The sequence below is a fragment of the Rhizobium chutanense genome, assembly GCF_002531935.1.
Taxonomy (GTDB): Bacteria; Pseudomonadota; Alphaproteobacteria; order Rhizobiales; family Rhizobiaceae; genus Rhizobium; species Rhizobium chutanense.
On sequence record NZ_NWSV01000004.1, the window covers coordinates 427,285 to 449,405 of the forward strand.

The 22,121-nt window shown below is 62.2% G+C and carries 21 protein-coding genes and 1 pseudogene; 14 read left to right on the forward strand and 8 right to left on the reverse strand.

The genetic code is table 11. The features are described from left to right. Positions 1 to 160 precede the first annotated feature (160 nt). The 4 genes and pseudogenes from CO666_RS09375 to CO666_RS09390 form a co-directional block, all read right to left on the reverse strand. Entirely contained in the window at positions 161 to 541 is a 381-nt protein-coding gene (locus CO666_RS09375) for a DUF6481 family protein (RefSeq protein WP_097611768.1), read from the reverse strand. A 142-nt stretch (positions 542 to 683) separates the two neighbouring features. Continuing rightward, complete coding sequence (locus CO666_RS09380; RefSeq protein ID WP_097611769.1) at positions 684 to 908, reverse strand: hypothetical protein; 225 nt, start codon at positions 906 to 908, stop codon at positions 684 to 686. Positions 909 to 1,140: 232 nt separating this feature from the next. Next, positions 1,141 to 2,171: pseudogene (locus tag CO666_RS09385) on the reverse strand (aldo/keto reductase). A gap of 222 nt (positions 2,172 to 2,393) precedes the next feature. Then, positions 2,394 to 3,659 carry a flavin monoamine oxidase family protein gene (locus tag CO666_RS09390; protein WP_097611770.1) on the reverse strand — a complete coding sequence of 422 codons (1,266 nt, stop codon included), beginning with the start codon at positions 3,657 to 3,659 and terminating at the stop codon, positions 2,394 to 2,396. Positions 3,660 to 3,772: 113 nt separating this feature from the next. Between CO666_RS09390 and CO666_RS09395 the strand changes: the two genes are divergently transcribed. The 7 genes from CO666_RS09395 to CO666_RS09425 all read left to right on the forward strand — a co-directional run bounded on the left by CO666_RS09395 (position 3,773) and on the right by CO666_RS09425 (position 9,024). After that, positions 3,773 to 4,753: a 3'-5' exonuclease gene (locus tag CO666_RS09395; protein WP_097611771.1), complete on the forward strand. Its 981-nt coding sequence runs from the start codon at positions 3,773 to 3,775 to the stop codon at positions 4,751 to 4,753. A gap of 167 nt (positions 4,754 to 4,920) precedes the next feature. After that, positions 4,921 to 5,067: a DUF1127 domain-containing protein gene (locus CO666_RS09400; RefSeq protein WP_003594835.1), complete on the forward strand. Its 147-nt coding sequence runs from the start codon at positions 4,921 to 4,923 to the stop codon at positions 5,065 to 5,067. A 162-nt stretch (positions 5,068 to 5,229) separates the two neighbouring features. After that, on the forward strand, positions 5,230 to 5,640 hold the full coding sequence (locus CO666_RS34115) for a hypothetical protein (RefSeq protein WP_097611772.1): 411 nt from the start codon (positions 5,230 to 5,232) through the stop codon (positions 5,638 to 5,640). 27 nt (positions 5,641 to 5,667) lie between these two features. Further along, complete coding sequence (gene kduI, locus CO666_RS09410; protein ID WP_097611773.1) at positions 5,668 to 6,504, forward strand: 5-dehydro-4-deoxy-D-glucuronate isomerase; 837 nt, start codon at positions 5,668 to 5,670, stop codon at positions 6,502 to 6,504. Then, positions 6,501 to 7,265: a 2-dehydro-3-deoxy-D-gluconate 5-dehydrogenase KduD gene (kduD, locus tag CO666_RS09415; protein ID WP_280951788.1), complete on the forward strand. Its 765-nt coding sequence runs from the start codon at positions 6,501 to 6,503 to the stop codon at positions 7,263 to 7,265. The genes kduI and kduD overlap by 4 nt, the downstream gene beginning before the upstream one ends. 275 nt (positions 7,266 to 7,540) lie before the next feature. Next, positions 7,541 to 8,092, forward strand: a complete 552-nt coding sequence (locus tag CO666_RS09420; RefSeq protein WP_097611774.1) for a GNAT family N-acetyltransferase — start codon at positions 7,541 to 7,543, stop codon at positions 8,090 to 8,092. Between the two features lie 185 nt (positions 8,093 to 8,277). Further along, complete coding sequence (locus CO666_RS09425; RefSeq protein WP_097611775.1) at positions 8,278 to 9,024, forward strand: FadR/GntR family transcriptional regulator; 747 nt, start codon at positions 8,278 to 8,280, stop codon at positions 9,022 to 9,024. A gap of 3 nt (positions 9,025 to 9,027) precedes the next feature. Here CO666_RS09425 and CO666_RS09430 read toward each other — a convergent pair whose 3' ends face one another. Further along, positions 9,028 to 12,315, reverse strand: coding sequence for a GH36-type glycosyl hydrolase domain-containing protein (locus CO666_RS09430; protein ID WP_097611776.1), 3,288 nt, complete (start codon positions 12,313 to 12,315; stop codon positions 9,028 to 9,030). 256 nt (positions 12,316 to 12,571) lie between these two features. On the opposite strand from CO666_RS09430, the gene CO666_RS09435 reads away from it, so the two are divergent. Further along, the gene (locus CO666_RS09435; protein ID WP_097611777.1) at positions 12,572 to 12,982 is read left to right on the forward strand and encodes a hypothetical protein; all 411 of its coding nucleotides are present in this window, start codon (positions 12,572 to 12,574) and stop codon (positions 12,980 to 12,982) included. Between the two features lie 35 nt (positions 12,983 to 13,017). Here CO666_RS09435 and CO666_RS09440 read toward each other — a convergent pair whose 3' ends face one another. The 3 genes from CO666_RS09440 to CO666_RS09450 form a co-directional block, all read right to left on the reverse strand. Next, positions 13,018 to 13,626, reverse strand: coding sequence for a L,D-transpeptidase (locus tag CO666_RS09440; protein ID WP_097611778.1), 609 nt, complete (start codon positions 13,624 to 13,626; stop codon positions 13,018 to 13,020). 76 nt (positions 13,627 to 13,702) lie between these two features. Then, a complete protein-coding gene (locus CO666_RS09445; protein ID WP_097611779.1) occupies positions 13,703 to 15,244 on the reverse strand; it encodes a DHA2 family efflux MFS transporter permease subunit in 1,542 nt (513 codons plus the stop codon). 264 nt (positions 15,245 to 15,508) lie between these two features. Continuing rightward, positions 15,509 to 16,417, reverse strand: a complete 909-nt coding sequence (locus CO666_RS09450; RefSeq protein WP_085740007.1) for a flagellin N-terminal helical domain-containing protein — start codon at positions 16,415 to 16,417, stop codon at positions 15,509 to 15,511. Positions 16,418 to 16,446: 29 nt separating this feature from the next. Here CO666_RS09450 and CO666_RS09455 point away from each other — a divergent pair, with 29 nt between their 5' ends. From CO666_RS09455 to CO666_RS09480, 6 genes are all read left to right on the forward strand, one after another. Beyond that, a complete protein-coding gene (locus CO666_RS09455; protein WP_097611780.1) occupies positions 16,447 to 16,677 on the forward strand; it encodes a hypothetical protein in 231 nt (76 codons plus the stop codon). A gap of 78 nt (positions 16,678 to 16,755) precedes the next feature. Further along, positions 16,756 to 18,447, forward strand: a complete 1,692-nt coding sequence (locus tag CO666_RS09460; RefSeq protein WP_097611781.1) for an ABC transporter substrate-binding protein — start codon at positions 16,756 to 16,758, stop codon at positions 18,445 to 18,447. Positions 18,448 to 18,466: 19 nt separating this feature from the next. Next, positions 18,467 to 19,447, forward strand: a complete 981-nt coding sequence (locus CO666_RS09465) for an ABC transporter permease (RefSeq protein ID WP_097611782.1) — start codon at positions 18,467 to 18,469, stop codon at positions 19,445 to 19,447. Beyond that, on the forward strand, positions 19,447 to 20,349 hold the full coding sequence (locus tag CO666_RS09470) for an ABC transporter permease (RefSeq protein ID WP_097611783.1): 903 nt from the start codon (positions 19,447 to 19,449) through the stop codon (positions 20,347 to 20,349). The genes CO666_RS09465 and CO666_RS09470 overlap by 1 nt, the downstream gene beginning before the upstream one ends. After that, a complete protein-coding gene (locus CO666_RS09475; protein WP_097611784.1) occupies positions 20,346 to 21,161 on the forward strand; it encodes an ABC transporter ATP-binding protein in 816 nt (271 codons plus the stop codon). Before CO666_RS09470 ends, CO666_RS09475 begins: the two co-directional genes overlap by 4 nt. Further along, positions 21,158 to 22,102, forward strand: a complete 945-nt coding sequence (locus tag CO666_RS09480; RefSeq protein ID WP_097611785.1) for an ABC transporter ATP-binding protein — start codon at positions 21,158 to 21,160, stop codon at positions 22,100 to 22,102. Before CO666_RS09475 ends, CO666_RS09480 begins: the two co-directional genes overlap by 4 nt. Positions 22,103 to 22,121: the final 19 nt, after the last annotated feature.

Below are 22,121 nucleotides of genomic sequence, written 5' to 3' on the forward strand. Positions count from 1 at the left end.
GGCGCTGCCTGTTTCCGACAGGCAGCGCCTAAAGCGCGTCGCGGTCTTTCAGATGCACTTCTCGTGCTTTAGGTCTTTGTTTTTACGCATGTCTCGGCAAAAGCGTTTCACGCTTTGCCTGGCAAAACCGCTGCACAGTTTTGCGCGACATGCTCCAGTATCACGATTTTCTGGCTTTCCGATTGGCGTAACGCAGGTCGCGTGCGGCCTTTCGGGCGGCTTCATCGGCAATCACGCGCGCGATTCGGTCTTTCTCGGCCGCTTCGCGGGCCTCGATCTCGGCCCGTGCCGCCGCTTCGGCGGCAGCCTGACGTTCTGCTTCCGCAGCGCGCGCCCGCTCCCGCTCCTCAAGCTTTACCCGCTCCCGCTCGGCGCGGCGTTCTTCCCTGGCCGCAGCGACAGCCACACGTTCGGCCTGCTTTGCGAGCCGGGTCGGTTCGGCCGTTTCCTTGGCGGTGCGATAGGCGTTGAGGAGAGCCGCCTTAGCGTCGGCAGCGGCGCTGCGACGATCGGAAAGCTCGTTGTTTCTGCCGTGTTTCAAATCTATTACCTGACTGTTTGACTTCGACACTAGAGCACGATGCCGAAAACTGCGCGGTTTCCGGAAGACCCTATGCTCTACCTGTTCGATTTGGATCCAGATGATATTATGCCAATCCGGCGTAAAATCATCCAGACGTAAATCACATTTTCTTTTTTCGCTTCATGGCCGGGGCGGTGACCGCCGTCAAGCGATCCTGCAATTCCTTGGCCTCACGGGCTTCACGCAATCTCGAGGTTTTTTCCTCACGGGCGCGCACGGTCGGATCAATCTCTTCCACCGCACGGCTGCGCGCCAAATATTGCGATTGCAGCTTTCCGAAGGCGATCTCCGCCCGCTGACGTGATTTGCTGTGTGAGTCCGTCATATCAGTCCTGGGTTTCATTACAGCGCGCCGCTTCAAATAGACGCCGTAATACGTTGAATTTATAAATCATTTTTTAAGTATAAATCATGCGGCAGCGGCCCGCTCACCAAACGCAATAAAAAGGCCAGGCAACTTGCCTGACCTCACCTGTATCATGCTTTCGACAGCGCCAGTAGATCCGAGGGCACAGGAAAGCGGATATCGATTTTAGGCAGCTTGCAGAGGCCTCCGCTCAGCGGCCGCCCTCGATCTTGCGGTGGCGCTGGTTGGTGCCGCCCTTGCCGTAAGGATAGTCCAAGGGTTGCGGAGCGCTGACCTCGTTGAGCCTTCCCATCTCCTCTTCGGAGAGCGCGACCTTCATGGCGCCGAGATTGTCGGCGAGCTGTTCGGGCGTGCGGGCGCCGAGGATGACCGAGGTGATCGCCGGCCGGGCGGCCGTCCAGGCGAGCGCCACCTGCGCCATGCTGACACCATGCGCCCTGGCGATCTCCTCGACGACGCCGATGATGGCCCAGGTGCGCTCCTGCGCGTTGCGCGGCGCGTAGGATTCGCCGCCGCGATTGGGGTTCTCGCCGAGGCGGGTGGCACCCGTCGGCATCTCGTCGCGCTTGTATTTGCCAGTCAGCCAGCCGCCGCCGAGCGGCGACCACGGCAACAGGCCCATGCCGGCATCCTGGCAGGCCGCGACGATTTCGAGCTCGATGTCGCGCATCAGCAGATTATATTGCGGCTGCAATGTCACCGGACGCGTATAACCCCGCGCCTTGGCAATCTCCGAGGCCTTGGCGATGTGCCAGCCGACATAGTTGGAGAAGCCGTAATAGCCGATCTTGCCCGAGGAAACCGCGTCGTCGAGGAAACGCAGCGTCTCTTCGATCGGCGTCAGCGCGTCCCAGGCATGCATCTGGTAGAGGTCGATCTGCTCGAGGCCGAGGCGGCGGAGCGAATCGTCGAGCGCCTGGCCGAGATGCCGGCGCGACAGGCCGATATCATTGGGCCCGTTGCCCATCGGAAACCGCCCCTTGGTGGCGACGATCGCCTGGCGGGCCTCGGTCGGGCGTGCCTTCAGCCAGCGTCCGATGATTTCTTCCGACTTGCCGGCGCTATAGACATCGGCGGTATCGATGAAATTGCCGCCCAGGCGAAATAATCGTCGAGCAGCTTGTGCGAGGCGGCCTCGTCGGCCTCCGCGCCGAAGGTCATGGTGCCCAGGCAATAGGCGGTGACGACGGTCCCGCTGGGACCGAGCTTGCGATAATCCATTTCTTCCTCCTCATGCGGAGGCCCGCAGCCGACGCGCAAAATCGCCGGGGTAGAAGCCGGGGCTTCCGCAATCAATGACAATATCGAGCTTGAGGCGGCCTCTGCCGCCGGGATGACGTATGGCGCCCTGGCTCTCTGCGCAGGGGCGAGGGCAGCATAACCAATCCCGCCCCTGTCACAAGTGGGAAAAAATATTCCCACCCGCGGTAGCAACCGGCGACGTCATGGAGTTTGCGGCAACGAACCGGCGATCCGGTCGGCGGCGGCAAGACCGGTCTCGAAGGCACCGTGCGCCGTCGAATAGCGCGAGCGCGAACAGGCTTCGCCGGCAAAGAAAATCCGTTCTTCATGCGGCGCGGCAAGCACCCCGCGCAGATCGGAAGCGCCCGGCTCGGCATAGGAATAGGAGCCGCCGATATGGGGTGTCGCGGCCCAGGCCGAGATCGCCGCCACCGACAATTGCTTGCGGATATCGGCACCGAACTGCGCCGCCAGCTCATCGGCGGCGAAGGAAAAGGCAGCCTCTCCACCCTCCCGCTCCAGATCATGCGCGAGGTCGCCGGCAAAATAGGCCTCGACGACGGGAGCGCCGAGCGGCCGGAGCTGATAGGTGCCGGTCGCGCCGCGGCTGCGGGAGCCGAGCATATGGGTATCGGCCGGGAGCGCCTGCGGATTTGCGAGCCTCAGGAAGAGCTTGTCGGCGAGCCCTAGGGGCAAGCGGCTTGCCGCCTCGATCTTGTCGGGCAAAGGCGGGTCGAAGGTGATCCTGCCCGCGGCAAGCACATTCGTCGAAACGGTCAGCAGCACCGCGCGGGCCTTGAGCCCACCTTGATTGGTCTCTATGCCGATCCGGCCGGCAAGGCGGTGGTCGATGCGGGTGACCTCGGTGCCCAGCCTTGCCGGCACCGGCTGGCCGTAAAGCGAGACCAGCCTGCCGTAGCCCTGGCGCACCCGCCAGTCGGGGCCGGGACCCGGATCATATTTGTTATAGTCGACGACCGACGAGCGTTCCAGTTCGGCGCCGGTGATATAGGTGCCGATCGCCCGGATCTGGCCGTTCCAGGCATTGCCGGGCTCGAGCATCGCGGCCAGATCGGTATCATTGCCTTCATGGCCGTCGAGGCGTTCGAAATAGGCGCCGATCGCATCCTGCGCAGCATCGACGTCAGCGTCATCCCTCTCGAGCTGTCGGCCGCCGTTCCAGGGGGCGGGCGTGCGGTCGACCGTCAGCCCGACCTCGCCGGCAATCGCCGTCCAGGCATTGGTCCGCGCCCCATGCAGCCAGCCGCAGCCGAGATCGAGCCCGATATCGGATACGGGCAGCCCGACCGTCCAGGCCCGGCCGCCGAGACGGTCGCCGGCCTCAAGCAGCAGGATGGAAAGATCCGGGCGGCTTGCCTGCAGGCGGCGCGCGGCGGCAATGCCGGCGGCACCGGCGCCGATGATGACGACATCCTCCTCGGCACTCTTGCCGTTGTCACCAGGCATGCAGTCTCCTTCGATCGTTCACCCCCCAGCTAAGCTTCCATATCCACGAAACGCAAGGGGATAGCGCCCCGCCTGCGATGGATTAAACCGCCTCTCCGTGACATACAGGTCCGATGAGCGTGCACAGAGATTCGCAACTCGACATGTTTGCCAAGGCATCGCCTGTGATCGCCAAGGTGCGCGCTCCATCGCGCGGGCGGTCGTCGCAGCCGAGCATGCATTGCGAAGAAGACATGGCGCGGACGCTCGAGGAAAGCGGCAATTATCGCATCCTCAGAAAATTGACTGCCCGGCCGATCGCACCGGTCAAGCGGCCGGAGTTTTCGCGGCTCGGCGTCATTCTCGATACGGAGACGACAGGTCTCAGCCACCGCAGCGACGAGATCATCGAAATCGGCGCCGTCGCCTTCACCTTCGACGATAGCGGCGCGATCGGCGATGTCGTCGGCATCTACGGCGGTCTGCAGCAGCCGTCGCGGCCGATCCCGCCCGAGATTACCCGGCTGACCGGCATCACCGATGCGATGGTCGAAGGACAGGTCATCGACCTCAGGTCGTTGAGCGTCCTGATCGAGCCGGCCGATCTGATCATCGCCCACAATGCCGGTTTCGACCGGCCGTTCTGCGAGGCCTTTTCGACGATGTTCGCCGGCAAGGCCTGGGCTTGTTCGGTGTCGGAGATCGACTGGAGCGCCCGCGGTTTCGAAGGCACCAAGCTCGGTTATCTCGTCGGCCAGGCCGGTTATTTCCATGAGGGCCATCGCGCGGTGGACGATTGCCACGCGCTGCTGGAAATCCTCGATCGGGAGCAGCGCCAGGGTGAAAGCCCGTTCGCCGAACTCTACCGCGCCAGCCAGCGCTCGCGCATCCGCATCTTTGCCGAACACAGCCCGTTCGAGATGAAGGACCATCTGAAGGCGAGGGGCTATCGCTGGTCGGATGGAAGCGACGGCCGCCTGAAATCCTGGTGGATCGAAGTCGGCGAAGACGAGCTCGGCGACGAGCTTTCCTATCTGCGCTCGGAAATTTACCGCTGGAAAGAAGCGGAGCCGCCGACCGTGCGGCTGACGGCCTTCGACCGCTTCAAATCCTGAGCGCGAAAAATCCTCGAATATGATCACCCATGCAAGCGCCGCATAGGTGCAGTGCCGCATTGGCGCTGCAACAATCGCGGGGCTCGTATTATATACAACGCATCGAAGCGAACGAAGCGCCAAGGACTGGCAGCTAGGCTTCGAAAGCCCACGGAAAGGGGATCATCATGAACGTAGCACGCTCTTTCAACAACTGGCGCAAGTATCGTCAGACGGTCGCTGAACTGGGCCGTATGTCCGCACGCGAACTGGACGACCTCGGCATCGGCCGCGGCGACATCCGCAACGTCGCGCGCGCAGCCATCGCCCGCTAACGGCCTCGCAGACCACATTTTTCGAGACTTGCCCAGCGCCTGCTTCCTCCCGAGCGGGCGCTTTGCTTTTGCGCTTGCCGGCTGGAGAACGAGCCGCCCGCTTTTCGCATAGCGCATAGCTGCCCTGCAAAGAAATGCCTACCAACTGAGCAGGAAATAAGTATGATTATTTCTATCGAAGCGATGCACCTCCTCCCGCATCCCTTCGATATGCAGGCGCCCCATCCTCCTCCCAGGGTCGTCTGCGGGAACGGCAGCACTCCTCCTCCCAGCTGTCGTTCGGTTTTTTTCGAAAGCCTGCCGCACCTCCTCCCGCGGCAGGCTTTTTCGTTTTGGCCGACAGAAATTTCCATCGATCCGAGAAAAACCGCTGCGATCCATCACACGGAAGCGACTATTTTCCTTCTTGTTATTGATTTTATTGCCGATTTTTCGGTACGCCTGTTAACGCGAACGCGCCGGCAGAAACATATTGACTTCGAACTTGTCGTACAACTATGTAACCATATGGTTCATTGCCTGGTGCAATGGACGGCCGAACCGAGCCGGCTTCGCGACGGCAACAACGCTTGACGACAACGAAAACTGAGGAAATTCGACATGCAGATCGACGTCAGACACGCCTCCCATCCCGAGGCTGTGCGCAATTTCGACACCGAAACGCTGCGGCGTCACTTTCTGGTCGAGACCATTTTCGAAGGCGGCGAGATCCGGCTCACCTATTCCCATTACGACCGCATGGTCATCGGCGGCGCCACACCGCTCGGCGCCGGCCTGACGCTGACGGCGCCGACGGCGATCGGGCAGGAAACCTTTCTGGCCGAGCGTGAACTCGGCGCGCTGAATATCGGCGGCGCCGGCCGCATCATCGTCGACGGCACCAGCTACGATCTCGCCAAATATGATTGCCTCTATGCCGGCAAGGGCGCCAAGGACATCCGGTTCGAGAGCGCCGATGCCGCCAATCCGGCAAAATTCTATCTGGTCTCGACGCCGGCGCATCAAACGCACCCGACCGTGCTTCTGACCCGCGAAAAGGCCCGCCACCTGACGCCGGGCGAAGCCGCGACGGCCAACAAGCGGTCGATCTATCAGTTCATCCACCCCGAAGTCTGCCAGTCCTGCCAGCTCACGCTCGGCTTCACGATGATCGAGCCGGGCAGCGTCTGGAACACCATGCCGGCCCATACACATGACCGCCGCATGGAAGCCTATCTCTATTTCGATCTCGAAGCCGAGCAGCGTGTCTTCCACTTCATGGGCGAGCCGCAGCAGACCCGGCATATGCTTGTCGCCAACGAGCAGGCAGTCATCTCGCCGCCCTGGTCGATCCATTCGGGCGCCGGCACGAAGAATTACAGCTTCATCTGGGCGATGGCCGGCGACAATAAGAGCTTCACCGACATGGATCACATCGCCATTGCGGATCTGAGGTGAGCGCCGTGGCCAATCTCTTCGACCTTTCCGGCCGGACTGCCGTCGTCACCGGCGCCAATACCGGCATCGGCCAGGCGATCGCGGCGGCGCTCGCCGAGGCCGGTGCGGCGATCGTCGCCGTCGGGCGCTCCTCGATGGACGAAACCGAGGCGTTGGTGAAAGCTGCGGGAAGCCGCTTCCACGTCGTCAAGGCCGATCTCGGCACCATCGAGCCGGTCAAGGGGATCGTCGACGAGACGATCAAGACCTTCGGCGGCCTCGACATCCTCGTCAACAATGCCGGCATCATCCGCCGCGCCGATGCGCTCGATTTCACCGAGGAAGACTGGGACGCGGTGATCGACGTCAACCTGAAGACGGCCTTCTTCCTGTCGCAGGCGGCCGGCCGCCACATGGTCGAGAAGGGCAGGGGCAAGATCATCAACATCGCCTCGCTGCTCTCCTTCCAGGGCGGCATCCGCATCCCGTCCTATACCGCCTCGAAAAGCGGTCTGGCCGGACTGACCAAGCTCTTGGCCTGCGAATGGGCCGGCAAGGGCGTCAACGTCAACGCCATTGCGCCGGGTTATTTCGTCACCAACAATACCACGGCGCTGCGCGAGGATGCCGACCGCAACGCCGCCATCCTTGCCCGTATTCCGGCCGGACGCTGGGGAACGCCAGCCGAACTCGGCGGGGCTGCCGTATTCCTGGCATCGTCGGCCTCCGATTACGTGCACGGAACGGTGCTGCCGGTCGACGGCGGCTGGCTGGCGCGGTGATCCACCCATTGTCGACGACTGCATAATTCGAAGTGCGACAGCGCCGCGCGTCTGAAAAGACACGCGGCCATTCCCGCGAGCGGTCGACCCCGCATGATATCGGCTGAGAAAATCGCAGGGTTGACGGTTCGAATCCGTGCAACCCAAGGAATCCTGCCGTGATCGAGAACGAAGTGATCGATACCGGAACCGATAAACGCCATGTCCGTCGCGACACGGCGCCGATTCTCCATTAACCTTCGTTCGACTTCCGCGGAATATTCAAGAAGGCGAACATGTTTGACAGGCAACCGGTTCTCGAAAATCAGCGCGTCCATATTCGTCCGCTTACCCAAGGGGATTTTGACGCACTTTATGCGGTCGCCTCCGATCCGCTGCTTTGGGAGTTGCATCCGGCATCAAATCGCTGGCAGAAAGACGTTTTCTTTGAGCTTTTTAATGCTGCTCTTGAATCAGGCGGAGCCTTAGCCGTGATAGACAAGGCTGCGAACCGGATCATTGGTTCATCTCGATTTAACATGCCCAATGTGAAATCCTCCAAGGCGGAAATCGGTTGGTCCTATCTCGCGAGGGATTATTGGGGCGGCGCTTGGAACCGCGAAATCAAGCGGATTTTGATGAGCCATGCCTTCCGGTTCGTCGATACTGTCTACTTCCGCATTGCGGAGGCAAACATGCGCTCGCGCCGGGCAACTGAAAAGCTCGGCGCACGCCTGATCGAAGAGACGGAAATCATCAAAATGCCTGACGGAACACCAGTCCTCCACGTCTTTTACGAGATCACGAAAGACGAATTTGCAGCCCAGGCATTGCCTTCGTCCCGCTAGGTCCAGGCCTTTCTCGTGAAGATAAAGACGTGAGAGTGACGGTTCTCGTTTCAGCAGTACCCGCTGATCACAAACTCAAAGCCACAGCCGCCGTGACCGGCGTCGTTTTGCCTTTCCTGCCGGCATACGTTAGCAACAGGGCATGAGGCTGAAGCAGTCGCATCGACAGGCAGGATTCGACAGGGATGACGGACAGGGACAACGCGGTCTTCAACACCATGCGCCAGCCGCCCAACCTGCGCAGCGGCCTTGCCGATACGCTGATGGCGCAGATCGAATCCGGCGACCTGAAGCCCGGCCAGCGCCTGCCGACCGAACAGGCGATCATGCGGGCGACCGGCGTCAGCCGGACGATCGTTCGCGAAGCGCTCGCCACGCTGCGCGCCAAGGGGCTGATCACCACACGGCAAGGTCTTGGGGCTTTCGTCTCGAACGATCCGACGGCGAGATCCTTCTCGATCATTCCGAACGACCTGCAGTCGATCGACGACGTGCTGCGCGTGCTGGAACTGCGCATGGGGGTCGAATACGAAGCCGCCGGTCTCGCCGCGCTGCGGCGCAGGCCGGAAGACCTCGACCGCATGCAGGATCGGCTCGATGCCCTCGACAAGGCGCTCGAAGAGGGCGGATACGGCGCACAGGAGGACTACGCCTTCCACCGGTCCATCCTGGTCGCAACCCAGAACTCCTATTACAGCCGCCTGTTCGATACGTTCGGCGACATCATGGTGCCGCGGCAATGGGCGCGCCTGGACAAGATGACGGTGACCGAGCGCAAGCGCCATGCGGCGCGCATGCGCCGGGAACATCACGCCATATTCACGGCGATCCGCGACGGCGACGAGGCCGCCGCGCGCCGCGCCATCCGCAGCCACTTGTCGAAGAGCGCCGCCCGCTTCGAAGAGCTGCGCGACGCCAGCACGTCTTCGTGACGATCAGGCCTTCGGCTTCGGCCGCATCAGCCGCCGCCAGCCGGCGTGATCCGTCTGCAGATCGATGGAAGCGTGAACCTCCGGCAGCAGCGGTTTGCGTCTGCGCCGGCCGAAGCGCCGTTTGAAGCCCAGGATATTTTCGACGAAGCTTCGGGTGTAGAGCCCGGGGCCGCTCGAATAGATGCGCCATCCGCCGTCGACGGCGATCTTGCCCGCCTTGACGCGCTGCCATTCGGCCGCGGCCTGATAGCGGTCATGGAAAGCCGCATCGCTACTGCTGAAATAGGTATTGCGCTGGCGCAGCGAGGCATGCGGCAGCGCATCGGTGACGGCGATCGGATTGACGACGGCGATTGCCTTCCAGAGCTCGTCCGCCTCGGCATCGAGCGCCAGCGTTTCGCAGTAACGCAAATGCGCATGCGCATACATCAGGCCGATCTCACGGCCGAAGAAGGAGGCGGATTCGGCGCGGCGAAACAGCGTCTCGGGTCCACCGGCATAGGTCGCGGGCTTCTCCATCAGCCGCACGCCGTCGGGAAAGAGCAGATGCTTGTTGATCAGCTTCAAATGATCCTGTCTCTGCGCCGGCGTGAACAGCCGGCCGAGCATTGCCTGCGTCATCGCAATCAGCGAGAAAGAGAGGCCGGTGCGCCGGTCACTCGGATGCAGCAGCAACTCGACGCCGTCATGGGCGGGATCGAAGATGCCGTAGCCGGCAACGACGCCGTCCCGGATGAGATGGCGGTTGAAATCCCGGCGCATCGCCGTTGCGACCTTCCCGAGCGACTTGGCCTTCTCGCCATGGCCAAGGCGGCGCTGGATCGCGGAATAACGGACGATCTGCTCGTAGAGCAGGGCAACGGTCCAGCTGCTGACCATCCAGTCGCGCAGATGCGGATCGGCCGGCTGCAGCGAGTCGTTCCAGTCACCCTCGCCGTAGCGGATCAGATGTGTTCCCGGGATGAAGCGTTCGCGGACGGTATCGAGCAGCTTTTCCACGTGGCTGGCGACGGTGCTCGCCTTCTTAGACTTCTGCATGGTCTTTTCGTCGCGCCAGGAGACCTTCTCGTCGAGGATGGCGAAATCGCCGGTCGCTTCGATATAGTCGCAGAGCGCCTTCAGCGGCCAAACGACGATATCGCCATGGCTGTCGCCGGCCCGGATATTGGCATAGGGCTCCAGCATGAACCATTGCGGCCAGTCGCCGTCTTTCAGATATTGTTCGCTGAAGACGGTTTTCAGCACCTCTTTGGCCTCACGATCATGCTCATAGGCGAGCAGGAATTCGATCGGGCCCTGGCAGGCATCGCGCGTGCCCCAGGCGGCACCGGTATATTGCTCGAGGCCGTGCGGCACGCTCAAATGCACGATGGCGTCATGCGCGAGCCAGGGCAGCAGCGTCGTCTGTGCGGCAAGATCGGGCGAAGGGCCGGCGATCGTCAGGCCGCGCACGCTGTTGCGCCAGAATGTCGAGGCCGGCGCCAGCATCGCTTCGTCGGTGACGCCGGCTTCATAACGCTCTGCCAGCCGCTCGGCTTCTTCAGCATCGGTCATCGAGCCGACCACGGCAAAGGAGAACGTCTGCGTCGGCCGGGAGCGCAAGGCGACGAAGGCGCCGTCGCGAGCAATGCCGTCGGTATAAAGCAGTTCGTCGCCGCCGATCTCTTCGATGGCATCGGGCGTCGAACTCACCAGCCAATAGCCGGCATCGGGATAACGCTCGCCCCAGAGCCAGGCAGGATCGGGCCGGAAATGGATGCGTTTGCCTGCCGTATCGAATTCGATCTGCCCGCCGGCGTCATATTCGCGCTCGCCGAGCACGACATGGCCGAACACCAGGAAGCGGCACGCTTTGCCCTCGACGGAGACGGTCCATTGCATCGCCGCATCCTCGCCGGAAGCGACCGCCGTTACGGTGATCGTGCGGTCCGCGCAGTTGTAGATCCAGCGGCAATCGCTGAGGCCCATTTCGAAAGCCGACGGCACCGCCAGCAGCTGCCAGCCGGCGCCGACATCGACCATGATGCGCAAGCCACTGGCGCGCGTCAGGTTGTAGGGATCGCGGGAGACGGAAAAGAGCTTGTGAAAGGAGGTGTTGCCGATCGTCAGCTGCGCGGCGAAAATGCCCTGCATCCAGCAGGTCGCGGCAAGTGTCCTATCGTCGAGCAGCATGTTCTGACCGCTGCGCACGATCGCGCCGTGGCGGCGCGCCACCAAAAGTTCCTTTTCGCGCAGGACGACGTGGCGGTTCAAAGCGCCGTCCGGAACGAAAAACGAAAGCAGCTTTCCGTCGGCGCGCTCCTCCAGACTCCGCTTCGGATAGAGCTGGCCAATCGCCTTTTTGTCCAGCGGTTCGACCTTCAGCAAGGCAGCATCCTGAAGCAGGCTGCGGACCGGCGCCGTCTCGGCGAGATCGTCGGCGGCGCCCTCCGGGCCCGCAAGGCCATCGAGCCGTAACAGGTCGGCATCGCTCGACGCCTCGGGATGATTGGCGGCGAAGATGGCGAAGAAGGTCGCAGTCACGCCGCTTGTCGGACCGGAGAGCGATCTCGACTGGATGGCGGGACAGGCCGTCTCCTGCTGCCGCCGTTCGCTCGGCAGGCTGGTGCCGAAAGGGCCGACCAGCAGGTCGCCGAGACGGTCTTTCGCCTGCACCAGCTGGATTGCATCCGTGGCATAGGCGACCGCACCATCCAGGCAGCCCTGAACGAGCCAGGGATTGCGGCCGCCGCCCTGTTTGAGATTTTGCCGGTTCATCACCACGGGGCCGAATGTCCGGTGATTGGCGATGTGGTGATCGACATATTGCGAGGCATAGGCTTCGCTGTTCATCAGGAAGCCGCGATCGCCCAGACCGACATCCTGCATCAGCACCAGATCCACCGGTACCGTTACATCCTTGCGATGCTGGATCGAGACACGCCAGAACCAGGCCGTCTCGGAAGGATGCAGCGCCAGGCGGACGTTGTAACCGATATCGCCGGCTTCGCCACTCCAGGAAAAGCTCGTCGCATCATGCCCGAAGCCGCCATCGGCGCCCGGCCCGACAATTTCGACGACATCGGGCCTTTTGCCACCGACGCGCAGATAAAGCCGGCCGATGCCGCCGTACAAGGGCGAGCCCTGGATCTGATTGATCTGCACCGATCCCTTGTCGTCGGCATATTCGATGGCAAACAGCGTCCCGTTCGGCAGCGCCGATATCGACAGGCCGGAACCGTTGGCGATCGTCAACAGGCCAAGTTGTTCGCGCCGGGGCATCTGAAAACTGCGGGTAAGGTCCTGGGCCATTGCTATCTCGTGGATTGGCTTCAAAGAGGAATTGGAGGATGACGCAAATGATTGAGGGAAATCTTAGCGGCGATCCGGAGATCGGCAAGTGTCGTGACGTGACGAACGCACAGCCACCAGCGGTTCCTTCACACGCCGGAACCATCCCTTCGAACGGCGTAATATCGCTGTAGCTATGGCGTTTCCGAAGAGACGCTTTTTGCTTGTCGAATTGACTCAACTCTCGGTAAGACGTCCCTCTTTGAAAGAGGGCAACATGCGAAAATTATTATCGATTCTATTCAGCTCAGTTATTTTGGCGGGGACAGCGCACGCTCAAGCGAGAGTCCAGGCCACCCACAGCAACCGCTTGATCGAGAGCTATCGTGCCTATATCGGCGACGCCGATCTTTACAATTCAAAGGGGGCCAGGCTTACCCAGCCGTGGCAGATCATCCGGCAAGACCGGGCGAATTTCCATCAGTACCACGTGCAAGATTCCGGCGATCAATCAGACTCATTCTTTGCCGATCCGGCAAATCGCCAAGCTCTGGAGCAGATGCTTCGGAACGGAACGATGACACGAGAGGCCGCCAATATGATCCTGCGTGGCAATGTATGGATTGAGGTTGATATCTACGGTGACCATGGAACCGGTCGATGGATCGACGTTTCCGTATCTGATTGATATTTGCCGTAGGGTTGCGGCCGCACCCGATCCGATCACCGCTGAACGATCACCCGGGTCCCTGGCTGAACCATATCGTAAAGCTCCTCGACGTCCTCGCGGTACATCCGGAAACATCCGCTCGATGCGTTGGTGCCGATGGAAGTGGGGTCGTTGGTGCCGTGGATGCGGAGCAGCCCGTCGGCAAGGTAGATCGCGCGGGTCCCCAGCGGATTGGCGGGGCCGGGTTTCACGACCGCCGGAAGCCTTGGGTTCTTCTGGCGCATGCTGGCTGTCGGCCGCCATTCGGGATGCAATCGTTTCGACACAACCCGCGTCGTGCCGTACCATTGTTTGCCTTCCCGGCCGACGGCAATGGGGTAAGCGAACTGCTCACCCCAGGACGTCGTGTAGATAAGCGTATGTTCGCGCGTAGCGATGGTGATGGTTCCTCTCGCGCTTCGTGTCGACGGTTCCCGACGTTCTTGCAAAGGGCGATAGCCATGTTCCGGCTCGTAGTCGGGAGCAGGGGGATAGAGGCCGTAAGGGTCATCATAGCTGTAGCCGTCGTATTCATCGTAGCCATCATCCGGCGCGTAAACTTGGGCTTGGGCATGCACCGCTGTCAGAAACAGGGCCGCAGCAAGGAGAGCCAGCAATCTCATTCCATGCCATCCTCTTGTTATATGAGCATGATTGGGCGGAATTCTGTGGCGGCACTATGGCATTAGGTGACGGACCTCATGCCGGCATCGGCCGCCTGGCGAAGGGGACGGAGAGCAGGGCGCAGCCGGTCAGGGCGGCGACGACCATCCAGGCTTCGTTGATCGCCTGAACGCTGGCCGCGGTCTGGACCAGCGGATCGAGCAGCGCCGTGGTCTCCGCATCGAAACTGCCGCTATGGCCCGATATGGCCTGAAGCGGCGCGCCGACAAATGTCGCGGTGTCGAGATCGCCGGCCTGAAGACGCGCCCAGAGGCTTTGGCCCAGCGGTTCCGAACGGGTGTAGATGATGGTGTCGATCAGCGCGATGCCGATGGCGCCGCCGAGATTGCGCATCAGGTTGAAAAGACCGCTGGCGTCGGGAATGCGATCGGGCGGCAGCGTGCCGAGCGCCAGCCGCGTCGGCGGCAGCAGGCAGAACATGATGGCGACGCCGCGCACGATCTGCGGCCAGAACATCGCGTCGTAATCGGAGCGGGGATCCTGAAAGGCGCTCATGGCGACGCCGACCGCAAACAGGGCGAAACCGGCGGCCGACAGCAGCCGTGCATCCATGCGCTTCTCCAGCGCCACTGCAACCGGCGCGGTGATCAGCTGGGCGATGCCGGTGACCAGCATGGTCATGCCGATCTCGAGCGCGTCGTGACCTCGGATGAAAGCGAGAAACACCGGCATCAGATAGACCGAGCCGAAGAGGCCGATGCCGAGCACGAAGCTTAAGGTCGAGCCGACGAGAAAGTTGCGATCGGCGAAATTGCCGAGATCGACGATCGGCCGGCGCCGGCGCAGCGATCGTCCTATGAAAGCGCCGCCCGACACAAGGCAGACGGCCAGCAGGCCGAGGACATAGGGCGAGGTCCAGCCGCTGGTCGGCGCCTCCTTCAGGCTGAGTTCCAGGCTCGTCAGCGCCGCTGCCATGAGCACAAGCGACAGACCGTCGAGATGCCGGAGTTCGGAGGGGTCGGCCGCCTGCCTCGGCAGGAAGCGCGCCGCCACGATGGCCGAGGCGATGCCCGGAAGGATGTTGATCAGGAACAGCCAGTGCCAGGAATAGGTCGCGGTCAGCCATCCGCCGACGATCGGCCCGACGGTCGGCGCCAGCACCGCCAAGACGCCGGCGATCGTCGTCGCCAGCGCCTGCCGCACATTCGGAAACAGGATGAATACGGCTGAAAACACCGAGGGGATCAGGGTTCCGCCGGAAAAGCCCTGAAGCACTCGCCAGGCGACCAGCTCGCCGAAGCTGGCACTCGCCGCACAGCCGGCCGAAGCCGTCACGAACAGGCCGATGGCGGTGACGAACAGCCATCGCATCGTCAGCAGCCGCGTCAACAGGCCGGTCAGCGGGATCGCCACCACTTCGGCGATCAGATAGGCGGTCTGGATCCAGCTCATCTGATCCGGGCCGATATCCAGCGCCGACTGGATGGTCGGCAGCGACGTCGCCACCACCTGAACATCGAGGATCGCCATGAACATGCCGATGCACATGGCAATGAAGCCGAGCCAGACGATGGCGGGCGCTCCGTCGGGGCGGGCAGGCTCAGGTCGTTTCAGCATGCGAATGATCCAGTAAACGCGGCATTTCCGCCCCAGCTAGAGCGATCATGTTTGCGAGACCATCGGCATGTCAACCTTGCGTTCCGGCAACGATCCTCATCAGAGCGCCGTACGTCCGGACGCAGAAGGACACTTCGGCACTTCAGCACTTCGACGCTGCGCATCGCGCAAAACGCGATCGAGCCCGGCCGGAAGGCCAGGCGCGGTCGGTTGATTTGGGGCCGGGCCTTCCTGCCCGGCCGCCTCTCAGATTGGTCGGCGGTCTTAGCCGCGGAAGAGCGACAGGATGTTCTGCGAAGAGGAGTTGGCGATCGACAGCGACTGGATCGCCAGCTGCTGCTGTGTCTGCAAGGCGGAGAGTTTGCTCGATTCTTCTTCCATGTCGGCATCGACCAGCCGTCCGACGCCGGAGTCGATGGAATCGGACAGCGCACCGACGAAGTCTTCCTGCAGATCGATGCGTGTCGAGATCGAACCCAATTGCGCACCGGCCGAGGTCATCGCCGATAGTGCGGATTCGATGGTCGACAGCGCCGACTGGATCTGGCCGGTGGTAAAGTTGGTAATGTCGAGCGAGTAGACGGAATCGCCGTTTGCATCAGCCGTTCCGAGGATACCGGTGGAGGTTTCGATCGAGCCGCCGCTCATGCCGAACAACACGTTGCCGGCGGAGCTGGTATCGAGAACGTAATCGGTCATCTTGACGGAAACGGCGCCGGAGCCGTCGCGAACGAAGGAGGATACGACATTTTTCGTGCCGTCGGCGCCGGCGACCCAGTTTTCGCCCGAGAACGATGCCGACTGGGCAATGCTCATCAGCTGCTCCTGCAGCTGGCTGATTTCTTCCTGAACCTTCGACTTGTCGACACCGTCTTCGGTCGCTGCCACCAGCTTGGACTTGATCTCGTCGACGACATCGATCGCGCTGTCCATCGCCGTATAGGCAGTATCGACCTTTGCAGCGCCGAGGCCGAGCGCATCGGACACGGCCGACAGCGCCTTGTTGTCGGAGCGCATCGTGGTGGCGATCGACCAGTAGGCGGCGTTGTCGGATGCGGTGTCGACCCGATAGCCGGTGGAAACGCTGTTCTGGGTCGTTTCGAGATTGGAATTGATGCTGCGCAGCGTCTGAAGGGCAGCCATCGCGGAATTGTTGGTATTGATGCTCGTCATGGGAAATTCGCCTGCTTCGGAGGTTGAATATGTTGCAGCCCGGGGAACATCCCGGCCATGGCGAGCAGCTTCATGCCTATCGACCGCTTGTTTCCGATCAATTCGCCATCGTTGGGTTAATTATCGTACTTAAAAGTACCTTAATGGTTAACGCAGCGGGCCCGGCGCTTATTTTTTTGTTCACCATGAAATCGCGCGCGTCGACGGCTGCCGAAATGGGCTCCGGATGCTCCCCGCAAAAATTTGAGATCGGCAATTGACGGGCCGGCGGGAAACTGACTATCAATATTAAATCAATTTGATTGACTCCAAAAATACATAATGAGGGGAGCATTGGAATGAGATCGAGCAAAAGCCTATTCCGCAATATTTCCGCACGTGCCGGCTGGGCGGCGGCGACCGCGCTGGCGGCGCTCGTCGCTTTCGAGGCAGGTGGTGCCGCCGCTGAATCGGTGCTGACGATGCACATCGAGGAGCAGACCAGCTGGGTGCAGAACTTCAATCCGTTCGATCTGGCCGGCCGCCGGCAGAGCACGATGGATTTCATCTACGAGCCGCTGGTCATCTTCAATGCCGAGGATGGCGGCAAGCCGGTCTTCCGCCTGGCGACCGGCTATAAATTCTCCGAGGACATGAAATCGGTCACCTACACGCTCCGGCCCGATCTCAAATGGTCGGACGGGCAGCCGCTGACCTCGGCCGATGTCAAATATACGATCGATCTGATGCTGAAGAATGCCGCGCTCGATACGGTCGGCGTCGGCGAGACCGTTGCCTCCGTGGAGACGCCGTCGGCGACCGAGGTGAAGATCGATCTCAAGGCGGTCAACTCCGATTTCCCGGAAACGCTTGCCGATCTCGCCGTCGTTCCCGAGCATATCTGGAAGGACGTTTCCGATCCTGTCGCCTTCAAGAACGAGAAGCCTGTGGGGTCCGGCCCGATGACGGAGCTGCGCCGCTTCACGCCGCAGGTCTACGAGCAGTGCCGCAACCCGAACTACTGGGATGCCGCCTCGCTGCATATAGATTGTCTCAGGCTGCCGCAGATCTCGGGCAACGACCAGATGCTGGCCATCCTGCCGGAAGGCAATATGGACTGGATCGGCTCTTTCATTCCCCAGATCGACAAGACCTTCGTGGCGCTCGATGCCGGCCATAACGGCTATTGGCAGCCGCCGGCCGAAACCGTCGCCTTCCAGATGAATTTCAAGAGCAGCAATGACGGCAACCTCGAGGCCTATAAGGACCTGAACTTCCGCCATGCCTTCAGCCTGGCCATGGATCGCAAGTCGATGGTCGATATTGCCGGCTTCGGCTATCCGGTCGTCAACGAACATGCGACCGGCCTGCCGCCGCGCTTCGAGACCTGGCGCAACAAACAGGCGGAAGGCGACAAGGACGCCTTCATGGGCTTCGACACCGACAAGGCCAACAAGATCCTCGAGGAGGCCGGATACAAGAAGGGCGCCGACGGCTTCCGCACGACGCCGAGCGGCAAGCCGATCGCCTTCCCGATCATCGTTCCGAACGGTTGGACGGACTGGATCGACGCGGTGCAGATCGCCGTCGAAGGCCTGCGCGCCGCCGGCATCAACGCCTCGGTCGCCACGCCGGAATACGAACAATGGCGCAAGCAGATCATCGACGGCAGCTTCGAGGTCGTCATGAACTCGCGCGCCGACGGGGCAACGCCGTTCCGCGGCTATTACCAGAGCCTGTCGACGGCCTATGGCGGGCGCATCACCGGCGCACCCTCGCGTTATTCCAACCCCAAGCTGGACGCCCTTTTCGATCAATATCTGAAGGCGACGTCTGACGAGGATCACAAGAAGATCTTCAACGACATCCAGCTGCTTGTCGCCGAGGATTTCCCCGTCGTGCCGGTGTTCAATGGACCGACGTGGTATCAGTTCTCCAGCAAGCGTTTCACCGGCTGGGTCACCGACAAGGACCCGATCATGAATCCGGAGGATCATGACAATAACCGCATGCGGCTGATGCATCTGCTGCGCCTCAAGCCGGTCAGCTGAATCTGACGAGGGAGCGGACATGCGCATTTCGAGCCGGCGCCTCGGCGTCTATGCGGTCGCCCTGGCCTTCGCCATCGTCGTCAATTTCATTCTTCCCCGGCTGATGCCGGGGAGCCCGGTCGATGCCATGGTCGCCCAGCTCGGCCCGCGGGCAACTCCGGCCGCCGTCGAGGCGATCAAGGCGCGCTTCGGGGCGGTCGACCAGCCGATGCTCTGGCAATTCGCCGATTACCTCAAGGGGCTCGTCACCCTCGATCTCGGCGTCTCGGTCAAATATTATCCCCAGACCGTCGTCCAGGTGCTTGGCCGCTCGACGCTCTGGACCATCTTCCTGGTGACGACGGCGATCATCTTCTCGCTCTGCGTCGGTGTCGTGCTCGGTGCGGTCTCGGCCTGGCGCCGCGGCGGGCGTTTCGACACGATCGTCTCGCCGCTGTCGGTGATCATGATTTCGGTGCCGCCCGTCATCGTGGCGCTGACGGCGCTGTTCGTCTTCGCGGTGTCGCTGCGCTGGTTTCCGGTGGGATACGCCTATGATCCGAACCTCGATCCCGCCTTCAACTTCACCTTCGCAGGCAGTGTCTTTGCCCATGCGATCCTGCCGGTGCTGACGCTCTCACCGTTCCTGATCGGCGAATTCCAGACGACCATGCGCTCGTCGATGATCTCGGTGCTCGGCGAGGATTATGTCACCATGGGTCGCGCCAAGGGGCTGAGCCACCGCAGCGTGATGTTCGGCTACGGCGCCCGCAATGCCATGCTTCCGGTGCTGACCAATCTGGCGCTGATGCTCGGCGCCGTCTTCGGCGGCTCGATCGTCACCGAGATCGTCTTCAACTATCCCGGCCTGGGACTGACGCTCTATACCGCCAGCATCGCCCGCGATTACCCCGTCATCCAAGGCCAGCTGCTGCTGATGACGCTTGCGACGCTCGGCGCCAACTTCCTCGTCGACATCATTTACGGGCTCGTCGATCCGAGATTGCGGGAGGCTGCGTGATGAGCTTTACGCTATGGCCGATCCTCAAGCAGAAGAAGGCGTTGGCCGGCCTCATCATCATCGCCGTCCTGTGGCTGATGGCGCTGTTTGCGCCGATCGTCGCGCCCGGTGAGCCCGGAGCGCGGGTCGGACGCTCGCATCAGCCGCCGTCGATCGAACATGTCATGGGCACCACGAAAATGGGGCGCGACGTCTACCGCCAGTTCGTCTGGGGCGCCCGCAGCTCACTCTCCGTCGGTTTTGCCACGGGCATTGCCATCACCGTTCTCGGCACGGCGATCGGGCTCGTCGCCGGTTATGCCGGCGGCAGGACGGACGCATGGCTCGACCTTGCCACCAATGCCGTGCTCGTCATCCCGAACATGCCGCTCTTGATCCTGCTCGCCTCCTTCGCCGGCACGGTGGGGCCGATGACGATCATGACGATCATCGCGCTGACCTCCTGGCCGTGGGGCGCCCGCATGACGCGGTCGCAGACGATGGCGCTGCGCAATCGCGATTTCGTCACGGCGTCGAAGATGATCGGCGAGCCGGCCTGGCGCATCATCTTCGTGGAGATCCTGCCGAACCTGACGACGCTGATCGGCATCAACCTCGTCGGCAGCATCATCTACGCCATCGTTGCCCAGACGACGCTCGAATATCTCGGCTTCGGCGACCCGCTGAAAGTCTCCTGGGGCACGATGCTCTACAACGCCCAGAATTCCTCGGCGATCATGGTCGGCGCATGGTGGGATATCGGGGTGCCGGCGGCAGGCATCGCGCTGACCGGCCTCGGCCTTGCGCTATTGAATTTCACCTTCGACGAGATCGCCAATCCGCAGCTGCGCTCCGGCCCGGCGCTGACGCGCTGGTTCCGCCTCACCCGCGCCCGCAACAGGGAATTGGAGCTTGGCCGATGAGCGACAATCTTCTGGAGATCGACAGGCTCAACGTCGACTACCTCGTCGACAAGGGAGAGTTCCGCGCCGTCAAGGAGGTCTCCTTCACCATCGGCCGCGGCGAGATCTTCGGGCTTGCCGGTGAATCCGGCTGCGGCAAGAGCACGATCGCCTATGCCATCACCCGGCTTTCCAAGGCGCCGGCTTGGATCAGCGGCGGCAGCATCCGGCTCGCCGGACAGGATCTCTTGAAGCTGCCGGAACGCGAGCTGCAGAACATCCGCTGGAAGCGGATCGGCATGGTCTTCCAGAGCGCGATGAATTCGCTCAATCCGCTGATGCGGGTCGAGGCGCAGTTCCACGACGTTCTCCACCGGCACAGCGGCTGCTCGCATGAGGAATCCCGGGCTCGGGCCGAGGAGATGTTCCGCCTCGTCGGCATTCCCATCCATCGCGTCGGCGATTACCCGCACCAGTTCTCCGGCGGCATGCGCCAGCGCATCGTCATCGCCATCTGCCTGGCGCTCAGACCCGAACTGATCATCATGGACGAGCCGACGACGGCGCTCGACGTGGTCGTGCAGCGGGAGATCCTCGAACAGGTCGTCGACCTGCAGCGGAGCTACGGCTTCTCCGTGCTCTTCATCACCCATGACCTGCATCTGATGGCGCAGCTCTGCCGGCGCATCGGCGTCATGCTGAAGGGCGAACTCGTCGAGGTGGGTGACGTCAGCCAGGTCGCCCATGCGCCGAAGCACGACTATACGCGCAAGCTCTGGAACGCCATTCCACAGCTTCCCGGCAATCCGCATCTATCGGAGCTCATGGCATGAAAGCGGAGGCAAATCCCGTTATCGCTGAAGCCGTGATCCGGCTCGACGACATCAAGCGCGATTTCGGTACGGTCCGGGCGCTGAAAGGCGTGTCCTTCTCGCTCTTTCCCGGCCGGGCCTTGGCGCTCGTCGGCGAATCCGGCTGCGGCAAGACGACCTGCGCCCGCATCATCGCCCGCCTGGACAAGCCGACCGGCGGCAGGCTGTTTTTCCGCGGGCAGGAACTGACCGCCCGCGGCGAGGCCGGGGATGAGCATCGCTACCGCCGCGAGGTGCAGATGGTCTTCCAGGATCCGTTCTCCTCGCTCAACCCGGCCTTCACCGTCAGCCATCATCTGGCGCGGCCGCTGCTATTGCATCGGCAGAGCGGCGTAAGAGCCGATCTCGCCGCGGAGATTGCCCGGCTGCTGGCAAGTGTCGGGCTGGAACCCGATGTGACCCGCCGGAAATTCCCGCACGAACTTTCGGGCGGCCAGCGGCAGCGCGTCAACATTGCCCGGGCGCTAGCCGTCGCACCCAGCGTGCTGGTCGCCGACGAACCGACCTCGATGCTCGACGTCTCCATCCGCAAGGATATTCTCGATCTGCTCGCCAGGGTGAAACGTGAAAACGACCTTGCCATGCTCTATATCACCCACGACATTGCAACCGCCGCGCATGTGGCCGAGGAGATTGTCGTGATGTTTGCCGGCCAGATGGTCGAATGGGGCGACACCGATAAGGTTCTCTCCGATCCCAGCCATCCCTATACGCGATTGCTGCTTTCCGCCGTCCCGGACGGCAGCAGGCCGTTCGTGACGGGCGGAAGCGCGCGTTTCCTCGAACAGGCGGAAAAGGTGCGCGCGCTGAGCCGCCCTGAATCAACCGCCATCGAACAGGTCGGCCCCAACCACTTCATCCGCGCGCTCGGCGTTTCCAATGCCGGAATGCTCAAGCGCTGATGTTCAAAAGCCCAATTCT